The sequence below is a fragment of the Nonomuraea thailandensis genome, assembly GCF_024172165.1.
GTDB lineage: Bacteria > Actinomycetota > Actinomycetes > Streptosporangiales > Streptosporangiaceae > Nonomuraea > Nonomuraea thailandensis.
The window spans coordinates 9567030-9584153 of record NZ_JAMZEB010000002.1 but is presented as its reverse complement, the minus strand read 5'-3'; the positions used below and the strand labels follow the sequence as shown (position 1 = coordinate 9584153).

Sequence of the window (17124 nt, the reverse complement as noted above, 5' to 3'; positions counted from 1 at the left end):
ATGCCCACCGTGGGCCCGATCTCACGGTTGGCGCCCAAACCCATGCGTTTCGTCCTCAACTGGGGCCGCCGCTACTCCTTGTGGGTGTTCAACTTCGGGCTGGCCTGCTGCGCCATCGAGTTCATCGCCGCCTCGACGAGCCGTCACGACTTCATCCGCTTCGGCGTGATCCCGTTCGCGAACGGCCCGAGACAGGCCGACCTCATGATCGTCTCGGGAACGGTCACCGACAAGATGGCCCCGGCCGTGAAGCGCCTGTACGAGCAGATGCCCGACCCCAAGTACGTGATCTCGTTCGGCGCCTGCTCCAACACCGGCGGCCCGTACTGGGACTCGTACTGCGTCACCAACGGCGTCGACCAGATCATCCCCGTCGACGTCTACGTCCCCGGCTGCCCGCCCAGACCGGAAGCCCTCCTGTACGGCATCACCAAGCTCCAGGAGAAGATCGCCGCCGAGAAGCTCAGCGACCGCTACGTCTGGTCCCGCTCCCACGCGGAGCACTCCCAAGACCCGACCCTCGACCCGGACCAGGAGTCGCAGCGGTGACCACCAACGACCCCGGCGACGACGACAACACACCCCCGGCCACCAACCGCGACACGGACACCCCCACCACCTCGTCCGCCAGCGACCCCGCAGCGGACACCCCCACCACCCCGTCCGCCAGCGACCCCGCAGCGGACACCCCCACCACCCCGTCCGCCAGCGACCCCGCAGCGGACACCCCGTCCGCCAGCGACCCCTCATCCGATGTCGCGCCAGCCGATGTCCCGCCCGCCGGCGGCGAACCGGCCACCACCCCGCACACCCCGTCGCCGACGCGGGCCCCGACACAGGCGCACATCCCGGCACAGGCACATATCGCCACCCACATCACCGAGCACTTCGGCGACCGTGCCCAGATCTCCGAGTCCTTCGGCGACACGACCATCGACGTCGCCCCCACCGACTGGCTCGACCTGCTCACCTACGTCCGCGACACCCTCGACTTCACCTTCTTCGACTGGCTGACCGGCGTGGACGACCCGCCGGACACGTTCGCCGTCGTGGTCCACGTCTACAACCCGACCGCCGGCCGCCGCCTGCTCCTGCGCACCCACGTACCCAAGGAGAGCCCGCACCTCCCCACCGCCGTGGACATCTACCGCGGCGCGAACTGGCACGAGCGCGAGACGTACGAGATGTTCGGCGTCATCTTCGACGGCCACCCCAACCTCGTCCCGCTCCTCCTCCCGGACGGCTTCGAGGGCCATCCGCTCCGCAAGGATTTCATCCTGGCCGCCCGGGTGGCCAAGCCCTGGCCGGGCGCCAAGGAGCCGGGCGAGTCAGGCCACGGCGCCCCGAGCCGCCGCAAGACCCTTCCGCCAGGAGTACCAGCCGACTGGGGGCCACCTGATGCTTGAAGTGGTGCTGAGCTTCGTCGTCATCCTCGCCGTGTTCCTGGTCCTGCCCTTGATCATCGGGCAGACCGAGCACAAGGTCATGGCCCACATGCAGTCGAGGCTCGGCCCCATGTACGCGGGCGGCTTCCACGGCTGGGCGCAGCTCATCGCCGACGGGGTGAAGTTCGCGCAGAAGGAGGACGTCATCCCGGCCGCGGCCGACCGCCGCATCTTCATGATCGCCCCAGGCGTGGCCCTGGTCCCGTACCTGGTCGTCCTGATCGCCATCCCCATCGACCGCGACCGCGTCGCCGTGGACCTCGACCTCGGCCTCTTCTTCGTCCTCGCCGTCATGGGCATCGGCGTCCTGGGCTCGATCATGGCGGGCTGGGCCTCGGCCAACAAGTACTCCGTCCTCGGCGGCATGCGCTCCGCGGCCCAGCTCATGTCGTACGAACTGCCCCTGGTCCTGTCAGCCTCGTCGGTGGCGATGGCAGCGGGCACCCTGTCGCTTCCGGGGATCGTCGAAGCGTGGCAGTGGTGGTGGCTGCCCTGGCAGGCGATCGGCGCCATCGTCTTCTTCCTGGCCGGTCTCGCCGAGCTCCGCCGCCCCCCGTTCGACATGCCGATCGCCGAGTCGGAGATCATCATGGGCCCGATGACCGAGTACACCGGCATGCGGTTCGCCCTCTTCATGCTGTCCGAGTACGCCGGAATCGTCGTCCTGTCGTTCCTGACCACCGTCCTGTTCCTGGGCGGCTGGCAGGGCCCGTTCCTCCCCGGCTGGCTCTGGACGCTCCTGAAGGTCTTCTTCCTGGCCTTCATCGTGATCTGGCTCCGCGTCACGTACCCGCGGCTGCGCGAGGACCAACTCCAGAAGCTGGCCTGGGCCGTCCTGGTCCCCCTCTCCCTCGCCCAACTGGCCCTGACCGGCATCGTCGTCGTCCTCACCTGAGCACGACGAACACCCCAGCCACCTCACCCCATCCCTCAACAACACCCCCACTTCACCGCCCACGCTCCTTCACCCGTCCGCCCCCAGTCTGTCGGCCGCCGTCGTTCATCTCCTGCCCTCAGTCCGTCCCCCGCCGTCGTCCGACTGCCCGGTGTTGCCTGTCCCTCGCGTTGCTACGCCGTCGCTTACCGCCGCTGCCTGTCGTCCCGCGTTGCCCTGCGTCGCCAGACTTCCCGCCAATCCAACCCCGCGTCCCCCCTGCGTTGCCCGTCGCCTCGCCCCGCCCCGCCCCACCTCGCCTCGCGTCGCGTCGCGTCGCGTCGCCCGCCTCGGGTCGCGTCGCCTCGCGTCGTCCCGCGTTGCCCCGTCCCCCGCGCCCGTGCGCGTGGCGGCAGGCGTGACGCCGAACCCCGTCTACCCGGCGGCGCGTGTCTCCGGCGACACCATGCATCGCCCCGTGTAGCGCCAAGTCACCGGCCGCCTCGCCCGCGCTCGTCGCCGGCGTCGCCCGCCTCGCCCGCGTTGCCCCATGCCTCGACCCGCCGTCGCCCTGCGTAGCCGTGCTCGCCGTCATCCCCCCGGGCCTGACATCCCGAGGAAACCTTATGCCCGCCTTATTCGTCGTACCGGAACAAGGGGGCCCTTAGGGGATGACGAATGAACCAACTCCGACCATGTGCCGGCACCACAAAAGACAGCCATTGCCCGCAGACAATCCTGACCGCCGACCACCGAACGCTGACGGTCACCGACAATGTCTCAGGCGATTCGATCAGCCTGACACCCGCACGCCTCTACCACTACAGATACGACTACCAGCCAGCCGACGGCCAGAAACCGCCCACCATCCAAGGCCTGGCAGCCCTCGACCCTGACGGCCTGGTCCTCGTCGACTTACCAGGCGACTGGCACGAAACCGACCTCCAGGAATTCACTCGCAAGGCCGGAATCCCGCTGGAGGACGCCCGTAACCATGACTCCAACAAGATCCGCGCTGCTCTGGCGTCCCGCGCCCCAGGTTGGCGCCGCATACGCGGCCTGCCACTCCTTTCCACCGCGAAATGGCGCAAACCACTAGGCATTTGCCTGGCGATCGCAGGCGCAGCCCTGATGGCCTATCTCGCCTCCCTGGGAATGTGGGCCGCCTGGCGAGGCCTGTCCACCATAGGCCGGGTGCTTCTCGACCTCCTCGACGCCAAATGGCTCTTGGTGGTCTTCAGCCCAGCGTTACTCTTCCTCCGCCCCGCACTGGCGAGAGCCCACCACTGGCGGGTCGGACGCGGCACGATCCTCGGCCCGTACGGCGGCCCGTACCTGACCAGAGGCTCCTCGAACAAGCTGCACATCACGCAGGGCAGCAACGTCGTGGCCAAGCTCCGTCTGGGCGAGAACTCCGGCCAGGCCTTCAGCCTCCTCCTCTACCGGTACGAGGACCTGACCGGCCTCCTCGTCCTCGACCGCTTCGGCCAAACCCTCCACCACCTGCCAGGCCCCTGGTCCCCGCAGGACGTCGAACGGTTCGCGCAACGCCACGACCTGGTCCTGGCCGTACACCGGGTGTCCCGCGAGGAGTACCTCGCCTTCACGAAGAACGCCGAAGAAGCCACCCCCTGACCCCGTACACGAACTCCGACCCCCGCCACCACATCACGCTCGGACACGGCAGCCACGGACCTCCGCCCAGCCCACCGCACCACACCTCAGCCCAGCCCAGCCTCAGCGAACGATCGCCAGCATGACATCCGAGGCCGAGGGGCGTTCCTCGGGCTGCTTGTTCAGGCAAGCCTTGACGATCCCTCGTAACGCGGGCGGCAGCGGCGACAAGTCAGGATGAAAAGTGAGCACCCGGTGAAACACCGCAGGCACCGTGTCCTCCCCGAACGCCGGCCGCCCCGTGGCCGCGAACATCATCGTCACAGCCCAGCTGAACACATCCGAGGCCGGCCCCACCGCCGTCCCCGTGAGCTGCTCCGGCGACATGTACGGCGGCGTCCCCACCATCTTCCCCGCCGTCATCGTCACCTGATCCAGCGCCCGCGCGATCCCGAAGTCGATCACCCGCGGCCCGTCGTGCCCGATCAGCACGTTGCTCGGCTTGAAATCCCGATGGACGACCCCCGCCTTGTGGATCGCCGCCAGCGCCCCCGCCGTGGACAGCGCCAGCCGCGTCAGGCTGTCCTCGTCGCGCGGCCCGTACTTCTTGACGAGCTGCTCCAGCGACGGCCCCTCCACGTACTCACTGACGATGTACGCGTGCCGCCCCGTGATGTTCACGTCGAGCACGCGAGCTGTGGAAAACGTCGCCACCCGCCGCGCCGCCTCCACCTCCCGCGCGAATCTCGCCCGCGCCGTCTCGTCCACCAGATCGTGCAGCACCTTCACGGCGACGCGCACCCCGTTGGGCGCCATGGCGAGGTAGACCGACCCCTGCCCGCCACGCCCGAGCTGCTGGAGCACGCGGTAGTGGCCGATCCACTCAGGATCGCCCGGCCGGCGCTGCCGGCTCGGCGCCGTGGTGCGCTGCCCCAGGTCGACCGGCTGGTAGGAGGGAGCGGTGAGCCGGGCGCGCGCCATGAACGGCACCAGGACGCCCGAATGGATGAGCCCGCCGAGCCAGCTGAGGAAGAGCCCGGCCGTTATGGTCAGGGCCAGAGCCTCCGGCATGGTCTCGAAGTCGTCGTACGCCATCACGGCGATGAGGAACGACCCCATGCTCACCCCGTAGACGGCCGCCGCGACACCGTGCCAGACGTTACGCAGCCAGAAAGCCGCGATCCCGATGGTGAACGGGGTCGCAAAGCCGCACGTGAACAAGGGCAGGCACGCCCACACGACGGCGGCCGTCCACCTCAGGCCACTGGGGCGGATCGGATGGCTTTGCTGCATGGCCGAGAGACTATCGCCATGCCGTGGTTCATATCGGGCATGCACACAGGTTGTGGATAACCCCCCATCGGCCTGTGGATAGCTGTGGAAAAACTGGGGACAACGCGCTGGCTCATTCACGTGCGCGCCCAAGTGCGTCATGATGTTGAACCATGGCGCGGATACCGGGAGTGGGGCTGGCGAAGGGGCTGTCCATCACCCTTCGCCACATGCTGCGCAGATCGGTAACGCAGCAGTATCCCGAGGTCAAGCCCGATCTGCCGCCCCGTAGCCGAGGCGTCATCGCCCTGGTCGAGGAAAACTGCACCTCCTGCATGCTCTGTGCCCGCGAATGCCCCGACTGGTGCATCTACATCGACTCCCACAAGGAGACGATCCCGGCGCCCGAGGGCGGCCGAGCCCGCCAGCGCAACGTCCTCGACCGCTTCGCGATCGACTTCGCCCTGTGCATGTACTGCGGCATCTGCATCGAGGTCTGCCCCTTCGACGCGCTCTTCTGGGCCCCGGAGTTCGAGTACGCGGAAGGCGACATCCGTAACCTCCTCCACGAGAAGGACAAGCTGGCCACCTGGGTCGAAGCCGTCCCTCCGCCTCCGGCCCACGACGCCGGCGCCGAGCCCCCGAAGGAGCTGACGGCGGCCCCGCGGCGCCCGGCCGCCGACCGCCCGGCCCGTACCCCTGCAGCTCAGCGCCCCCGCACCGCCACCCCGACACGCCCGGCCGTCACCGAGGACCAGGAACCGGCCACGAGCGCCGAGGCCGCCCCGGGCACGACGACCGGCGAGTCCGCCCCTGCCGCGCCGGAGCCCGGCCAGGACACGCCCGCGTCACGCCGTCCCCGACGGCCGATGACGAACGTACGAGGCATCCGCCCTCCAGGCGCCCTGCCGTCCAGAGAGCAGCCCCGTCCACAGGAAGAGGGGTCGGCGCAGGCGCCCGGCGAGGCGTCATCCACAGGCCGACAGCCCGCGGACGAGTTGTCCACAGGCACGGAGAAATCGCGACCGGAGCCCGGAAACGAGGAGCAGACTTCTGCCCCGAGCCCGCGCCGGCGCAGGATGGCCGATCCACGTTCCATCCGACCGCCAGGGCGGCTCGGCCCTGACGACCCGAAGGAGCCCGAGGAGGAGTCGTGACCGAAGCGGTGCCCTCCTACCTGTCACCCACCGCGCAAGAGATCGTCTTCTTGCTGCTGGGGGCGGTAGCGGTTGGATCGGCGCTGCTCGTCGTCACGACCAGGCAACTGGTCCATGCCGCCCTCTGGCTCGTGGTCTGCTTCGGCGCCCTGGCGGGCGGTTATCTCGTGCTGACCGCCGAGTTCGTGGCCTGGGTGCAGGTGCTCATCTATGTGGGCGCGGTGGTCGTGCTGCTGCTGTTCGGCATCATGCTCACGCGCGCCCCCATCGGCCGCTCCACCGACCTCGACAGCGGCAACAGACTGGTCTCGGCCCTGGTGGCGGTGGCGACGGCGGCGATCCTCGTCACGGTGGTGATCGACGGCTTCCGTACGGCCTACGCCCCGCTCACCCCCGGCCGGGGAGCCGCGAAGGAGATCGGCGCCAGTGTGTTCGCCACGTGGGTGCTGCCGTTCGAGGCCCTGTCCGTGTTGCTGCTGGCCGCCCTCATCGGCGCCATCGTCCTGTCCCGTACGGACATCCCGGGCGGTGCGCCGTCCCAGCCCGACACCGGCCCTCCACCGCCGGCGAACGCCCCGCCGCCGGCCCGCCCCAACGGCGCCTCACCATCCGGCCAGCCGATGAGCGCCACACCACCCGACCAGCCGAAGAGCGCCACACCACCCGACCAGAGCGGGGGTCATTAGTGCACATCGTCTACCCGGCGGTCGTCTCCGCGCTCCTTTTCTCCATCGGCGTCTACGGCGTGCTCGCCCGGCGCAACACGATCCTCGTGCTGATGTCGGTCGAGCTGATGCTCAACGCCGTCAACCTCAACCTGGTGGCGTTCGACGTGTGGCTGGGCGACCGCCTGCACAGCGGCCAGGTGCTCACCCTCTTCGTCATCGTCATCGCCGCCGCCGAGGTGGGCCTGGGCCTCGCGATCGTGCTGGCGTTGTACAGGAACCGCCGCACCGTGGACATCGACCATCTCCGCGACCTGGCGGAGCCGGCCGACGATCCCGCGCGGGCACCGGCCCGGCCGGCCCCCGTACGCCTCCAGCCCGACCCCGCCACCCGGGCGGAGGCCGTCCAGCCCGACGACCACCGCGACGGCGAGAGCGCCCCGGTCAACCGAGGGGGCGGCACGCGATGACGACCTTCCCGCTGCTGGCCGTGCTCCTGCCCTTCGCCGCCGCCTTCGCGGGCCTCCTGCTCTCCCGCCGAGGCTTGAACAGAAGCAGGCCCCGTCAGCAGGCGGCGAACACCCGAGCCGCCTGGATCGCGATCCTCCCCACAGCCGCCTCGGCGATCGTGGCCCTCTCCCTGGCCTGGACCCCGGGGCTGGCCTACTTCGCCGGCGCCGCCATCCCGCCCACGGGCCGCACCTACGGCACGATCGTCACCGGCGGCATCCCGATCTCGCTCACCCTCCAGGCCGACGCCCTGTCGAGCGTCATCGGCGTCCTGGTGACCCTCGTGGCGCTCGCCGTACAGGTCTACTCCGTCGGCTACCTCGGAGACGACCCCCGCTACCCCTCCTACAGCGCCTTCATCAGCCTGTTCACCAGCGCGATGCTGCTGGTCGTCTACGCGGGCGATCTCCTGGTGCTCTACGTCGGCTGGGAGATCATGGGCCTGTGCTCCTACCTCCTCATCGGTCACTGGTGGGAGGACCGGGACAATTCCCGCGCCGCGGTGAAGGCGTTCCTCGTCACCCGCCTCGGCGACGTCGGCTTCCTGTTCGGCATCTTCGTGCTCGGCCTGGCGGCCGGCAGCTTCCGCATCGCCGACGTGCTGGCGAAGGTGCCCGACATGTCCACCGCCACCCTGGTGACGGCCACGATGTTGCTGCTGGCCGGCGTGGCGGGCAAGAGCGCCCAGGTGCCGCTGCACACCTGGCTCCCCGACGCCATGGCGGGCCCGACGCCGATCAGCGCCCTGATCCACGCCGCCACCATGGTCGCCGCCGGCATCTTCATCGTGGCCAGGCTGTTCCCCGCGTTCCTCGCCGCCCGGCCCACCCTCGACGTGCTGGCCGTCATCGCCGCGCTGGGCATGCTGGGCGCCGCCCTGGCCGCGCTCGCCCAGGACGATCTCAAACGCGTCCTCGCCTACTCCACGGTCAGCCAGCTCGCCTACATGGCAGGCGGCCTGGCCGCGGGCTCCGACACCGCGGCCGTCTTCCACCTGGTGACCCACGGCGCGTTCAAGGCGCTGCTGTTCCTCTGCGCGGGCGCGGTGATCCACCACGTCGGCTCCAACCTGATGACCCAGATGGGCGGGCTGCGCCGCGAGCTGCCGGTCACGTTCGTCACGATGACGATCGGGTTCGCCGCGCTGATGGGCATCCCGCCGGCCAGCGGTTTCTTCAGCAAGGACGGCGTCCTGCTGGCCATGGACGACGCGCTGTCGAGCGGCGGCCTCACGGACGCGGCCGCCCTCCTCCTGTACGGCTGCGCGCTCGCGACCGTGGCCGTCACCGGCGCGTACGCCACCAGAGCCTGGCTGCGCACCTTCTTCGGCCAGGCGCGGGCCGTGGCGCTCCCGGAGCCCGAGCCCGGCACCGCCCACGTCGTCGACGTCAGGGAAGCCCCGCGCACGATGCTCGTGCCCGTCATCCTGCTCGCGGCCCCCGCCCTGCTGCTGGGCTTCGCCGGCGAGCCGCACCTCGACATCGGCGTGGCGGCCATCAGCGTCGTGCTCGCGGCGCTGGGCGCGGGGGCGGTGTACGCGTTCTGGCGTCTCGACCCCGTCTCCGACCCGGCCCGCCTGCTGGGCCCGCTCCGGGCTCCGTGCGAGCGCGCCTTCTACGTCGACAGCCTGTACGCCGCCCTGTTCACCCGCCCCGTGCTGGCCCTGGCCAGGCTCGTCGTCAGGACGGACGACGTGGTCGTGGACGGCGCGGTGCGCGGCACCGGCAAGTCGGCGCGCGGCCTGTCCGGAGTGCTGCGCCTGGCCCAGAACGGCAACGTCCAGCTCTACGTGAGCGGCCTGCTGGCCGGGATCCTGCTGATCGCGGTGGGGGCGGTGGTGTTCACGTGATGCCAGCGAGGGGAGTCGCATGATGGGCTGGATCCCGGTCGCGCTCCTCGCCGTGCCCCTGCTGGGCGCCCTCCTGCTGATCCTCGCGCCGCGGACCTTCCGGGACGTGCTCCGTACGTACGGGCTGATCTTCTCGGGCGTCACGCTGGCCCTCAGCCTGGCGCTTCTGGCGACGTTCGACCACGGCGGCCCCTCCCGGATGCAGTTCGAGCTCGACCAGCCGTGGATCCCGGGGCTCGGGCTGCGCCTGCACCTGGGCGTCGACGGCATCTCGCTGCCGCTGATCGTGCTGACGGCGTTGCTGACGTTCCTGTGCTTCGTCTACCTGTGCTGGGGCGGGTCGAGGGGGTTCATGAGCGCCAGGCCGAGGGCGCTCGTGTTCACGCTGCTCGTGCTCGAAGTCGGCATGATCGGCACGTTCCTCGCCCTCGACCTGCTGCTCTTCTTCGTCTTCTTCGAGATCGTGCTCATCCCGATGTACTTCCTGATCGGCATCTGGGGAGGTCGGGGGCGCAGAGCGGCGTCGATCAAGTTCATTCTGTACACGCTGCTCGGCTCGGTCGTCATGCTGCTCGGCCTGCTCCTGGTCTGGGCCCAGACCGGCACGCTCGACATCGAGGCGCTGAGCGCGGCACACGGCGCGGGCATGCCCAGATCCATCCAGATCCTGGCCTTCGTGGCGATCGGCATCGGCCTGGCGGTCAAGACTCCCATGTGGCCGCTGCACACCTGGCTGCCCGACGCGCACACGGAGGCTCCCACCACCGGCTCCGTGCTCCTGGCGGGCGTGCTGCTGAAGATGGGCACGTACGGATTCGCCAGGATCGCCATCCCCGTCCTGCCGGAGGGCGCGGCGGCGGTGGCGCCATGGCTGGGTGCGTTCGCCGTGGTCGGCATCGTGTACGGCGCCCTGGCCTGCCTGGCCCAGCGCGACCTGAAACGCATGATCGCCTACTCCTCGGTGGGCCACATGGGCTTCGTCCTGCTCGGCTTCGCCACCCTCACCCCCGTCGGCATCAACGGCGCCCTGTTCGCCAACGTCGCCCACGGCCTGATCACCGGCCTGCTGTTCTTCCTGGCAGGAGCGATCAAGGAGCGTTACCACACCTCGGAGATGCCGGCGCTGGGCGGCGGCCTGCTGGCGACGATGCCGCGGCTGGGCTCGGTGCTCACGTTCGCCTCGATCGCATCGCTGGGGCTGCCGGGGCTGGCCGGGTTCTGGGGAGAGATGCTGGTGCTGTTCGGGGCGTTCCAGCCGGCGAACGGGCTGCCGCGCGGGCTCTTCCTCACGTACATGGTGATCGGGGGGCTGGGCGCGGTCCTCACGGCCGCGTACTTCCTGGTCATGTTGTCCCGCGTCACCCACGGCCGGCCACGTCCCGCCCCCGACTTCCACCCGCCCGACGACCTCGTGCCGCTGGACGACCACCTGATCCACGAGCCTCCCGACGAACGCCCCGTCACCCGCCTCGGCTCACCGGCCACGGCGACCCTCGTCCCCGCCGACGTCTACCGCCACGAGCTGCTGGCCTGGACGCCTCTGGTGGTCCTGATCCTGCTGTTCGGCCTGTGGCCCGGCCTGCTGCTGTCGCTGACCACGCCGCCCGTGCAGACCCTGCTGGGAGCCATCTCATGATCCAGCAGATCGACTACTTCCTGATCGCGCCTCCGCTGGTGCTCGCCCTGGCGGCTGCGCTGGTGCTGCTGCTCGACGCGTTCCTCCCCGTACGCCCGCGGACGCGGATCGGGCTGGGCCTCGTCACGCTGGCGGGCATCCTGCTCTCCCTGGGCTTCGTGGTCGCCCAGGCGTTCGGAAACGGCGCACCGCGGTCGACGTTCTGCGTCCCGCCCGGTCTCGCCGCGGGGCAGGCGTTGTGCTCGTTCGTGGTGGACGGGTTCACGCTGGTGTTCGCGGGCATGGTGCTGGCGGCCGCCGTGGTGGTCGTCCTGATGTCGATGACCGAGCTCGCGGGCGGCGCCATCCCCGTGGGCGAGTGGTACTTCCTGCTCCTGTGCACCCTCGTCGGCGCGGTGACCCTGCCCGCCTCCCGCGACCTGATCATGCTGGTGGTGGCACTGGAGCTGGTCTCGCTCCCGGTCTTCGCCCTCACCGCGCTGAAACGCTACGACGGCCGCTCGTCCGAGGCCGCCGTGAAGCTCTTCGTCGTGTCGGTCGTGTCCACGGCGATCATGCTGTTCGGTGTGTCCCTCCTGTACGGCATCGCGGGCTCGGTCTACCTGTCCCGCCTGGGGGAGGTCTTCGACCCGCAGGGGGCGGCCGGTGCGGAGCTGCCCGCGGTCGTCACGGTGGGCGTGGTCCTCGTAGCGGCGGGTTTCGTCTTCAAGATCGCCGCTGTGCCGTTCCACTCGTGGGCGGCCGACGTCTACCAGGGCGCGCCGATCCCTGTGGCGGCGCTGCTCTCGGTCATCTCGAAGGCGGCCGGGTTCGCCGGGCTGATCCTCGTCCTGGTCAGCGCCCTGTACGGGCAGGCCGGCACCTGGGCTCCCATCGTGGCGATCGTGTCGGCGCTGACCATGACCGCGGGCAACCTGCTGGCCATGCGGCAGCGCTCCGCCGTACGCCTGCTGGCCTGGTCGTCGGTGGCGCAGTCCGGCTACATCCTGGCGCCGCTCGCGGTGGCGGCCACGACACCGGGGGCGGTCGGCACGTCCACGGCCTACCTGGTCATCTACGCCGCCATGAACCTCGGCGCGTTCGCCGTCGTCATGCTCGTGTCCAGAACCACGGCCCGCAACGAGCTCGACGACTATCGCGGCCTGGCGCTGCGGCGGCCGGCGGCGGGCATCACGCTCGCGTTCTGTCTGGTCTGCCTGGCGGGCCTGCCGCCTGGGCTGGCCGGGCTGTTCGCCAAGGTCTTCGTGTTCCGGGAGATCGTGGCGGGTGGGTCGGGGTGGCTGGCGGTGGTCATGGCCGTCAACACGGTGATCGGCCTGTACTACTACGCCGTCTGGACGGCCCGCCTCTTCACCCCGGCGGGCCGGGCGGAGCCGTCCCTGTACAGGCCGCCCGTGACGGCCTGGCTGGCTGTGGGGCTCGCTCTGGCGGCGGCTGTGCTGTTCTCGATCGCGCCCCAGCTCGTTCTGGACATGACCTCGCTGTCGGCCTCGGGCTGAGGAACCGGACGTCGCCTCACCGATCGCCTCACCGGCCGCCAGCCGATCGCCTCTTCGGGTCGCGAGCCGGTCGCTCATCGGTCGCTCACCCCGTCCCAAGCCGGTGGCTTCCCCGGTCGCGAAACGCTGTGAGGCGGCTCACGAACCCCGACAGCCGGCCGCGCAACCACCCACGACATAACCCGATACAACGGGACGCATCGTCCATCCCCTCGACACGGGAAGTCGCGCTCCGCCCTCAGCTGAGCACGCCGGGGAACGAAGCACCGGGTCTTCATCGTTGGACCTGGTGAACCCAGACCACGAGAGGGGGAACCTTGCACCACAACGGTCTGCGCACCGCCATCCTGCTCGGCGGGCTGTCGGCGCTGATCATCACGGTGGGCGCGTGGTTGGGCGGCGGCACCGGTGCACAGATCGCGTTCGTGCTCGCCCTGGTGAGCAACGGCGTCGCCTACTTCTTCTCCGACCGCATCGCACTGTCGGCCATGCGCGCCAGACCGGTCAGCGAGGTCGAGCAGCCCACCCTCTACCGAATCGTCCGCGAGCTCTCCACGCAGGCCCGGCAGCCGATGCCCCGCCTGTACATCTCGCCGACGGTGCAGCCGAACGCCTTCGCGACGGGCCGAAGCCCCAGGCGGGCCGCGGTGTGCGTGACGTACGGCCTGACCAAGCTGCTCAACGAGGACGAGCTGCGCGGCGTCATCGGCCACGAGCTGTCCCACGTCTACAACAGGGACATCCTCATCTCCTCCGTGGCGGGCGCGTTCGCCACCATGATCACCTGGCTCAGCTACGTGGCCGTCTTCTTCGGCGGCTCGGACGACGACGAGGGCCCCGGCTTCGTCGGAGCGCTGCTCATGATGCTGCTCGGCCCGGTGGCGGCCACGATGGTGCAGATGGCGATCTCCCGTACGCGAGAGTTCCAGGCCGACGAGTCGGGCGCCAGGCTCACGGGCGACCCGCTGGCACTGGCCTCGGCCCTCCGCAAGATCGAGATGGGCGCCCGCAGGCTGCCGCTTCCGGAGAACAGCCGCCTCACCTCGGCCTCGCACATGATGATCGCGAACCCGTTCAGCGGCTCCGGCTTCGGCCGCCTCTTCTCGACCCACCCGCCCACCTCGGAGCGGGTCGCCCGCCTCGAGCGCATGGCCGGCTACCGCCGCTGACCATCCTGGCCCGAGGCGCAGGTCAGCCGGCGTTCCCGTCCTCCTCGGCGATCTTCCGCAGGATGGTCGCGAGATCCGCGGGATGCACGACCTCCTCGGTGCTCTCGAGCTCCTGCGAGCTCCACCACCGATACTCGGTCGTCGTGTCCTTCTCGATCTGCTCCATGTGGTCGAACGACACGACCGCGTCGTCCACCCGGATCGCGAAGAACGACTGATCCTGGGTGAACGCGTACTCGCCCCACTCGAACTCGATCAGCGCCTCCGCATGCGGCCCGGTGAACTCCTCCACCCCCGCCCGGATCCCGACCTCCTCGTAGAGCTCCCGCGCCGCAGCCTGCTGCAGCGTCTCGCCGTCCTCGACGGCCCCGCCGATCGTGAACCAGAACCGCACGTCCGGCCGAGCCGGATCGAAGCCATGAAGCAGGAGAACCCGACCTTGTTCGTCAATGGGCAGAACACGTGCCGTGAACCGGCGCAGGGGGATCTTTGTCACGCTAACCGAGCATAGGGTCAAGGCCGCCCGCAACGGCCGCTTCCACGCCGAAGCCCCCTCGCGCCGCGGAGCGCCCGGGACACAGAACAGACCCTTGTGTCCCGGATACGCTCTCCGCGATCGTCGTGTGCGAGCTCGGAGCCGTACGGCATGCCTCGGGCTAGCGGTAGTTCACGAACTGCAGGGCGATGTCCAGATCCTTGCCCTTGAGCAAGGTGATGACGTCCTGAAGGTCGTCCTTCTTCTTGGAGCTGACCCGCAGCTCCTCGCCCTGAATCTGCGCCTTGACCCCCTTCGGCCCCTCATCGCGGATCAACTTGGAGATCTTCTTGGCGTTCTCCTGGTCGATGCCCTCCTTGAGGCTGACCAGCATCCGGTACTCCTTGCCCGACAGCTTGGGCTCGCCCGCATCGAGGATCTTCAGCGAGAGCCCCCGCTTGACCACCTTCTCCTTGAACACGTCGAGCGCGGCACCCGCCCGCTCCTCGCTGTTCGCCTTGATCTCGATGTTGTTCTGCCCGGACCAGCTGATGCTCGCCCCGGTGCCCTTGAAGTCGAAGCGGTGTCCGATCTCCTTGACCGTCTGATTCAGCGCGTTGTCGACCTCCTGGCGGTCGATCTTGCTAACGATGTCGAAAGACGAATCGGCCAAAGCACCCATCCTCTCAGCTGCGGCGAAATCGGCCCGGTCCACGCAACGCCCGGACCCAGCGAACGAGCCTAGCCAGCATCGGCCCTCCGTGCAGGACCACGCCCCCTTGCTCGCCCCGTACGCGATGCATCCCCTTCATCCCCTTCCCCTCAATCCACTCCAACCTCCACACCATCGGCCGTTTACGACAGCACCCGGGGCGGCGATGGGGATCGATGGGACGACTCGGACTCGCCTCGGGACAAACCGGTGTCACGTGCACCTCCGAAGTCCGCTATTCTTCTGTCTGTCGCCGCGAGAGCGGAAGACACGGCAGGTTGCCCGAGTGGCCAAAGGGAGCGGTCTGTAAAACCGTCGGCTCAGCCTACGCAAGTTCGAACCTTGCACCTGCCACACCAGCGGGAAGAGGCCCGTCACCAGCGGAAACGCGGTGACGGGCCTCTCGCTTTACGTCCGGCTGTCTACGGCTCACGCCGGTCCGCTACGGGTGTCTACGCTGAATACGCGCTGAAGATCAACGGGCTTCGTCCGGGGAGTCCGGCGGCTTCGGAGACGTCGGGGGTAGAGCTGCCTCGATGCGCCGCATGGCCTCAGCCTGCCCGCCAGAGATGCACTTGGCGTAGACCCGTAGCAGCACCTCGACGCTATGCCCTGCCCACTCGGCGACCTGGGGCGGGTTCACGCCGGCGTTGAGCCACGCGGAGACGCACGCGTGCCGGAAGTCGTACGGCCGACCGGCGATTCCTGACGCTTGCTCAGCGGGCGTGAGAGCGCGCTTACGCGCCGCGTGCCAGACCGGAAGGTAGGTGCTGTCGCGAATGATGCCGCGCCGGGGTCCAGTGAAGATGCGGCCTTCTCGATCAGCGGGGAATGCGGCGATGTGGGCGTGCAAAAGCGTGACGAGATCGGGGTGAATGGGTACTAACCGCTTCGCCTTCGGCGCGCGGTGCTTCAACCCGCGGCGCTGTCGCGCACTCCCGTCGTCCGTCCACTTGGTTCCAACCTCGGGGGCGACATTGGTCAGGATGAATGCACCCCAGCCGTCGGCATCGGGAAGGTTTGCGATGTTCTCTTTCCGCAGGTCAATCACCTCTTCCGGGCGGAGTGCGGCGTAATACATGCAACCGAAGAAGGCAACGAGGCGCTGGCCCATGGCACCTTCCCTGCCGACTTCGGAGAGAATGGCGCGTGCCTGCGTGGCATTGGTGACCACGCCGGGGTCTACAGCTTCCTCGGTCTTGGGCCTGGTCCACGTGATGTTGTGGAGCGGGTTCTCTGGCAGCGCGTTGACCTCTATGGCGAACTTGAAGAGGTTGTTGAGGACCTGGCGCTTGCGCTTCACGGTGTTGCCCGCGGCGGCAGTGCCGTCTTGCGTCTGGCTGATGCGTTCGAGAATCGAGCGGGTGAGGTTGGCGCCGTGCTTCGACTGCGTCAGCTCGTGAACGTCGATGGTGTTGTTCTGTAGCCATCGGATCACGTGCTCAATGTCCGCCGGAGGGGCAAGCCAACGGATCGCCGGATTCTGGTCCTTTCGGGTGCCCTTCTCGCCATCACGCGTACGCGTGCTGAGAACCCAGTCACGCAGGGCGGCGCGGAGCTCCTTTCGAGGCGGTCGCCCGTTGTCTCCTGCCGACACCGCCTCAGTCGCGTCGGTGAGGGCTTCGGCGATGCTTCTGCGGTGGTTGCCTGACGCGTACGGCCATTTCGCGTCCATGTAGGCGCAGACCAACGTGAACCAGCTGACGGCCTGTTCACCGCGTTTCCACGAAAGCGGTCGTCCGTCCTCGATGCTGAATGCTTCGCCCTTGTTGGCGGCGACCGTGAGTTCCGCCTTGAAGCTCTCCGCTTGAGCCCTGAGTCGGAAAGGTGCCCTGAAGGCTGCTTTGGCCACCCGCCAGCGAACGGTGTAGGTGCTGACCTCAGTCCCCTGGTAGACCTCGGTTTTCCAGATGCGAACGTCGTAGCTGGCGTTCATCAGGCCGTGTCCTCCAGGCTGGTCAGCCAGCGGTCGTAGTCGGTGCGGCGGATGCGAAGGTCGCCGTTGGGCAGCTTGAGGCAGCGTGGGGCGCGACCTTTCGCGCGCCAGTCGTAGAAGGTGGATCGGGCTATGCCGAGCTCGGTGCAGAAGTCGGCTACGGTCATGGGCTTGCTTGCAGTGGCCGCCATGAGCGTGTTCCCTTCCGATTTCCATGATCGATAGAACCGCTGAATGCAAGATGGGGAGGGGTAGCCGTATCAACCCGTAACAGCGTCGTTTTCGCTGGTCAGGGTCGATACGGCTTGCTA

At 68.9% G+C, this 17124-nt stretch carries 15 protein-coding genes, 1 tRNA gene and 1 pseudogene; 12 read left to right on the top strand and 5 right to left on the bottom strand.

The window, feature by feature from the left end; translation table 11 throughout:
• The first annotated feature begins 42 nt into the window (after positions 1-42).
• From HD597_RS48060 to HD597_RS48045, 4 genes are all read left to right on the top strand, one after another.
• Positions 43-549, top strand: coding sequence for an NADH-quinone oxidoreductase subunit B (locus HD597_RS48060; protein ID WP_253753609.1), 507 nt, complete (start codon positions 43-45; stop codon positions 547-549).
• Positions 546-1406: an NADH-quinone oxidoreductase subunit C gene (locus HD597_RS65255; protein WP_308210848.1), complete on the top strand. Its 861-nt coding sequence runs from the start codon at positions 546-548 to the stop codon at positions 1404-1406. The genes HD597_RS48060 and HD597_RS65255 overlap by 4 nt, the downstream gene beginning before the upstream one ends.
• Positions 1399-2340 (top strand): NADH-quinone oxidoreductase subunit NuoH, encoded by a 942-nt coding sequence (gene nuoH, locus HD597_RS48050; RefSeq protein ID WP_253753607.1) that lies wholly within the window; start codon positions 1399-1401, stop codon positions 2338-2340. Before HD597_RS65255 ends, nuoH begins: the two co-directional genes overlap by 8 nt.
• A gap of 657 nt (positions 2341-2997) precedes the next feature.
• Positions 2998-3954, top strand: coding sequence for a hypothetical protein (locus HD597_RS48045; RefSeq protein WP_253753606.1), 957 nt, complete (start codon positions 2998-3000; stop codon positions 3952-3954).
• 102 nt (positions 3955-4056) lie between these two features.
• Here HD597_RS48045 and HD597_RS48040 read toward each other — a convergent pair whose 3' ends face one another.
• Complete coding sequence (locus HD597_RS48040) at positions 4057-5358, bottom strand: serine/threonine-protein kinase (RefSeq protein ID WP_253753604.1); 1302 nt, start codon at positions 5356-5358, stop codon at positions 4057-4059.
• A 20-nt stretch (positions 5359-5378) separates the two neighbouring features.
• On the opposite strand from HD597_RS48040, the gene HD597_RS48035 reads away from it, so the two are divergent.
• The 7 genes and pseudogenes from HD597_RS48035 (at position 5379) to htpX (ending at position 13690) form a co-directional block, all read left to right on the top strand.
• Positions 5379-6362 carry a 4Fe-4S binding protein gene (locus HD597_RS48035; RefSeq protein ID WP_253753602.1) on the top strand — a complete coding sequence of 328 codons (984 nt, stop codon included), beginning with the start codon at positions 5379-5381 and terminating at the stop codon, positions 6360-6362.
• On the top strand, positions 6359-7048 hold the full coding sequence (locus HD597_RS48030) for an NADH-quinone oxidoreductase subunit J family protein (protein WP_253753600.1): 690 nt from the start codon (positions 6359-6361) through the stop codon (positions 7046-7048). The genes HD597_RS48035 and HD597_RS48030 overlap by 4 nt, the downstream gene beginning before the upstream one ends.
• Positions 7048-7329: pseudogene (gene nuoK / locus HD597_RS67090) on the top strand (NADH-quinone oxidoreductase subunit NuoK); the annotation flags it as partial. The gene HD597_RS48030 and the pseudogene nuoK, both read left to right, overlap by 1 nt.
• A gap of 164 nt (positions 7330-7493) precedes the next feature.
• The gene (locus HD597_RS48020; protein ID WP_253753598.1) at positions 7494-9386 is read left to right on the top strand and encodes an NADH-quinone oxidoreductase subunit 5 family protein; all 1893 of its coding nucleotides are present in this window, start codon (positions 7494-7496) and stop codon (positions 9384-9386) included.
• A 22-nt stretch (positions 9387-9408) separates the two neighbouring features.
• Entirely contained in the window at positions 9409-11022 is a 1614-nt protein-coding gene (locus HD597_RS48015) for a complex I subunit 4 family protein (protein ID WP_253759781.1), read from the top strand.
• Positions 11019-12521: an NADH-quinone oxidoreductase subunit N gene (locus HD597_RS48010; protein ID WP_253753597.1), complete on the top strand. Its 1503-nt coding sequence runs from the start codon at positions 11019-11021 to the stop codon at positions 12519-12521. Before HD597_RS48015 ends, HD597_RS48010 begins: the two co-directional genes overlap by 4 nt.
• Positions 12522-12838: 317 nt before the next feature.
• The gene (gene htpX / locus HD597_RS48005) at positions 12839-13690 is read left to right on the top strand and encodes a zinc metalloprotease HtpX (RefSeq protein ID WP_253753595.1); all 852 of its coding nucleotides are present in this window, start codon (positions 12839-12841) and stop codon (positions 13688-13690) included.
• Positions 13691-13712: 22 nt separating this feature from the next.
• Here the strand turns inward: htpX and HD597_RS48000 are convergent, their stop codons facing one another.
• Positions 13713-14186 carry an NUDIX hydrolase gene (locus tag HD597_RS48000; protein ID WP_253753593.1) on the bottom strand — a complete coding sequence of 158 codons (474 nt, stop codon included), beginning with the start codon at positions 14184-14186 and terminating at the stop codon, positions 13713-13715.
• Between the two features lie 160 nt (positions 14187-14346).
• Positions 14347-14847 carry a YajQ family cyclic di-GMP-binding protein gene (locus HD597_RS47995; RefSeq protein ID WP_253759779.1) on the bottom strand — a complete coding sequence of 167 codons (501 nt, stop codon included), beginning with the start codon at positions 14845-14847 and terminating at the stop codon, positions 14347-14349.
• Between the two features lie 302 nt (positions 14848-15149).
• Between HD597_RS47995 and HD597_RS47990 the strand changes: the two genes are divergently transcribed.
• Positions 15150-15231 (top strand) — tRNA-Tyr (locus HD597_RS47990).
• Between the two features lie 121 nt (positions 15232-15352).
• Here HD597_RS47990 and HD597_RS47985 read toward each other — a convergent pair.
• Together HD597_RS47985 and HD597_RS47980 are read right to left on the bottom strand one after the other, a co-directional pair.
• Positions 15353-16813 (bottom strand): tyrosine-type recombinase/integrase, encoded by a 1461-nt coding sequence (locus HD597_RS47985; RefSeq protein ID WP_253753591.1) that lies wholly within the window; start codon positions 16811-16813, stop codon positions 15353-15355.
• The gene (locus HD597_RS47980) at positions 16813-17004 is read right to left on the bottom strand and encodes a helix-turn-helix transcriptional regulator (protein WP_253753590.1); all 192 of its coding nucleotides are present in this window, start codon (positions 17002-17004) and stop codon (positions 16813-16815) included. Before HD597_RS47980 ends, HD597_RS47985 begins: the two co-directional genes overlap by 1 nt.
• Positions 17005-17124 lie beyond the last annotated feature (120 nt).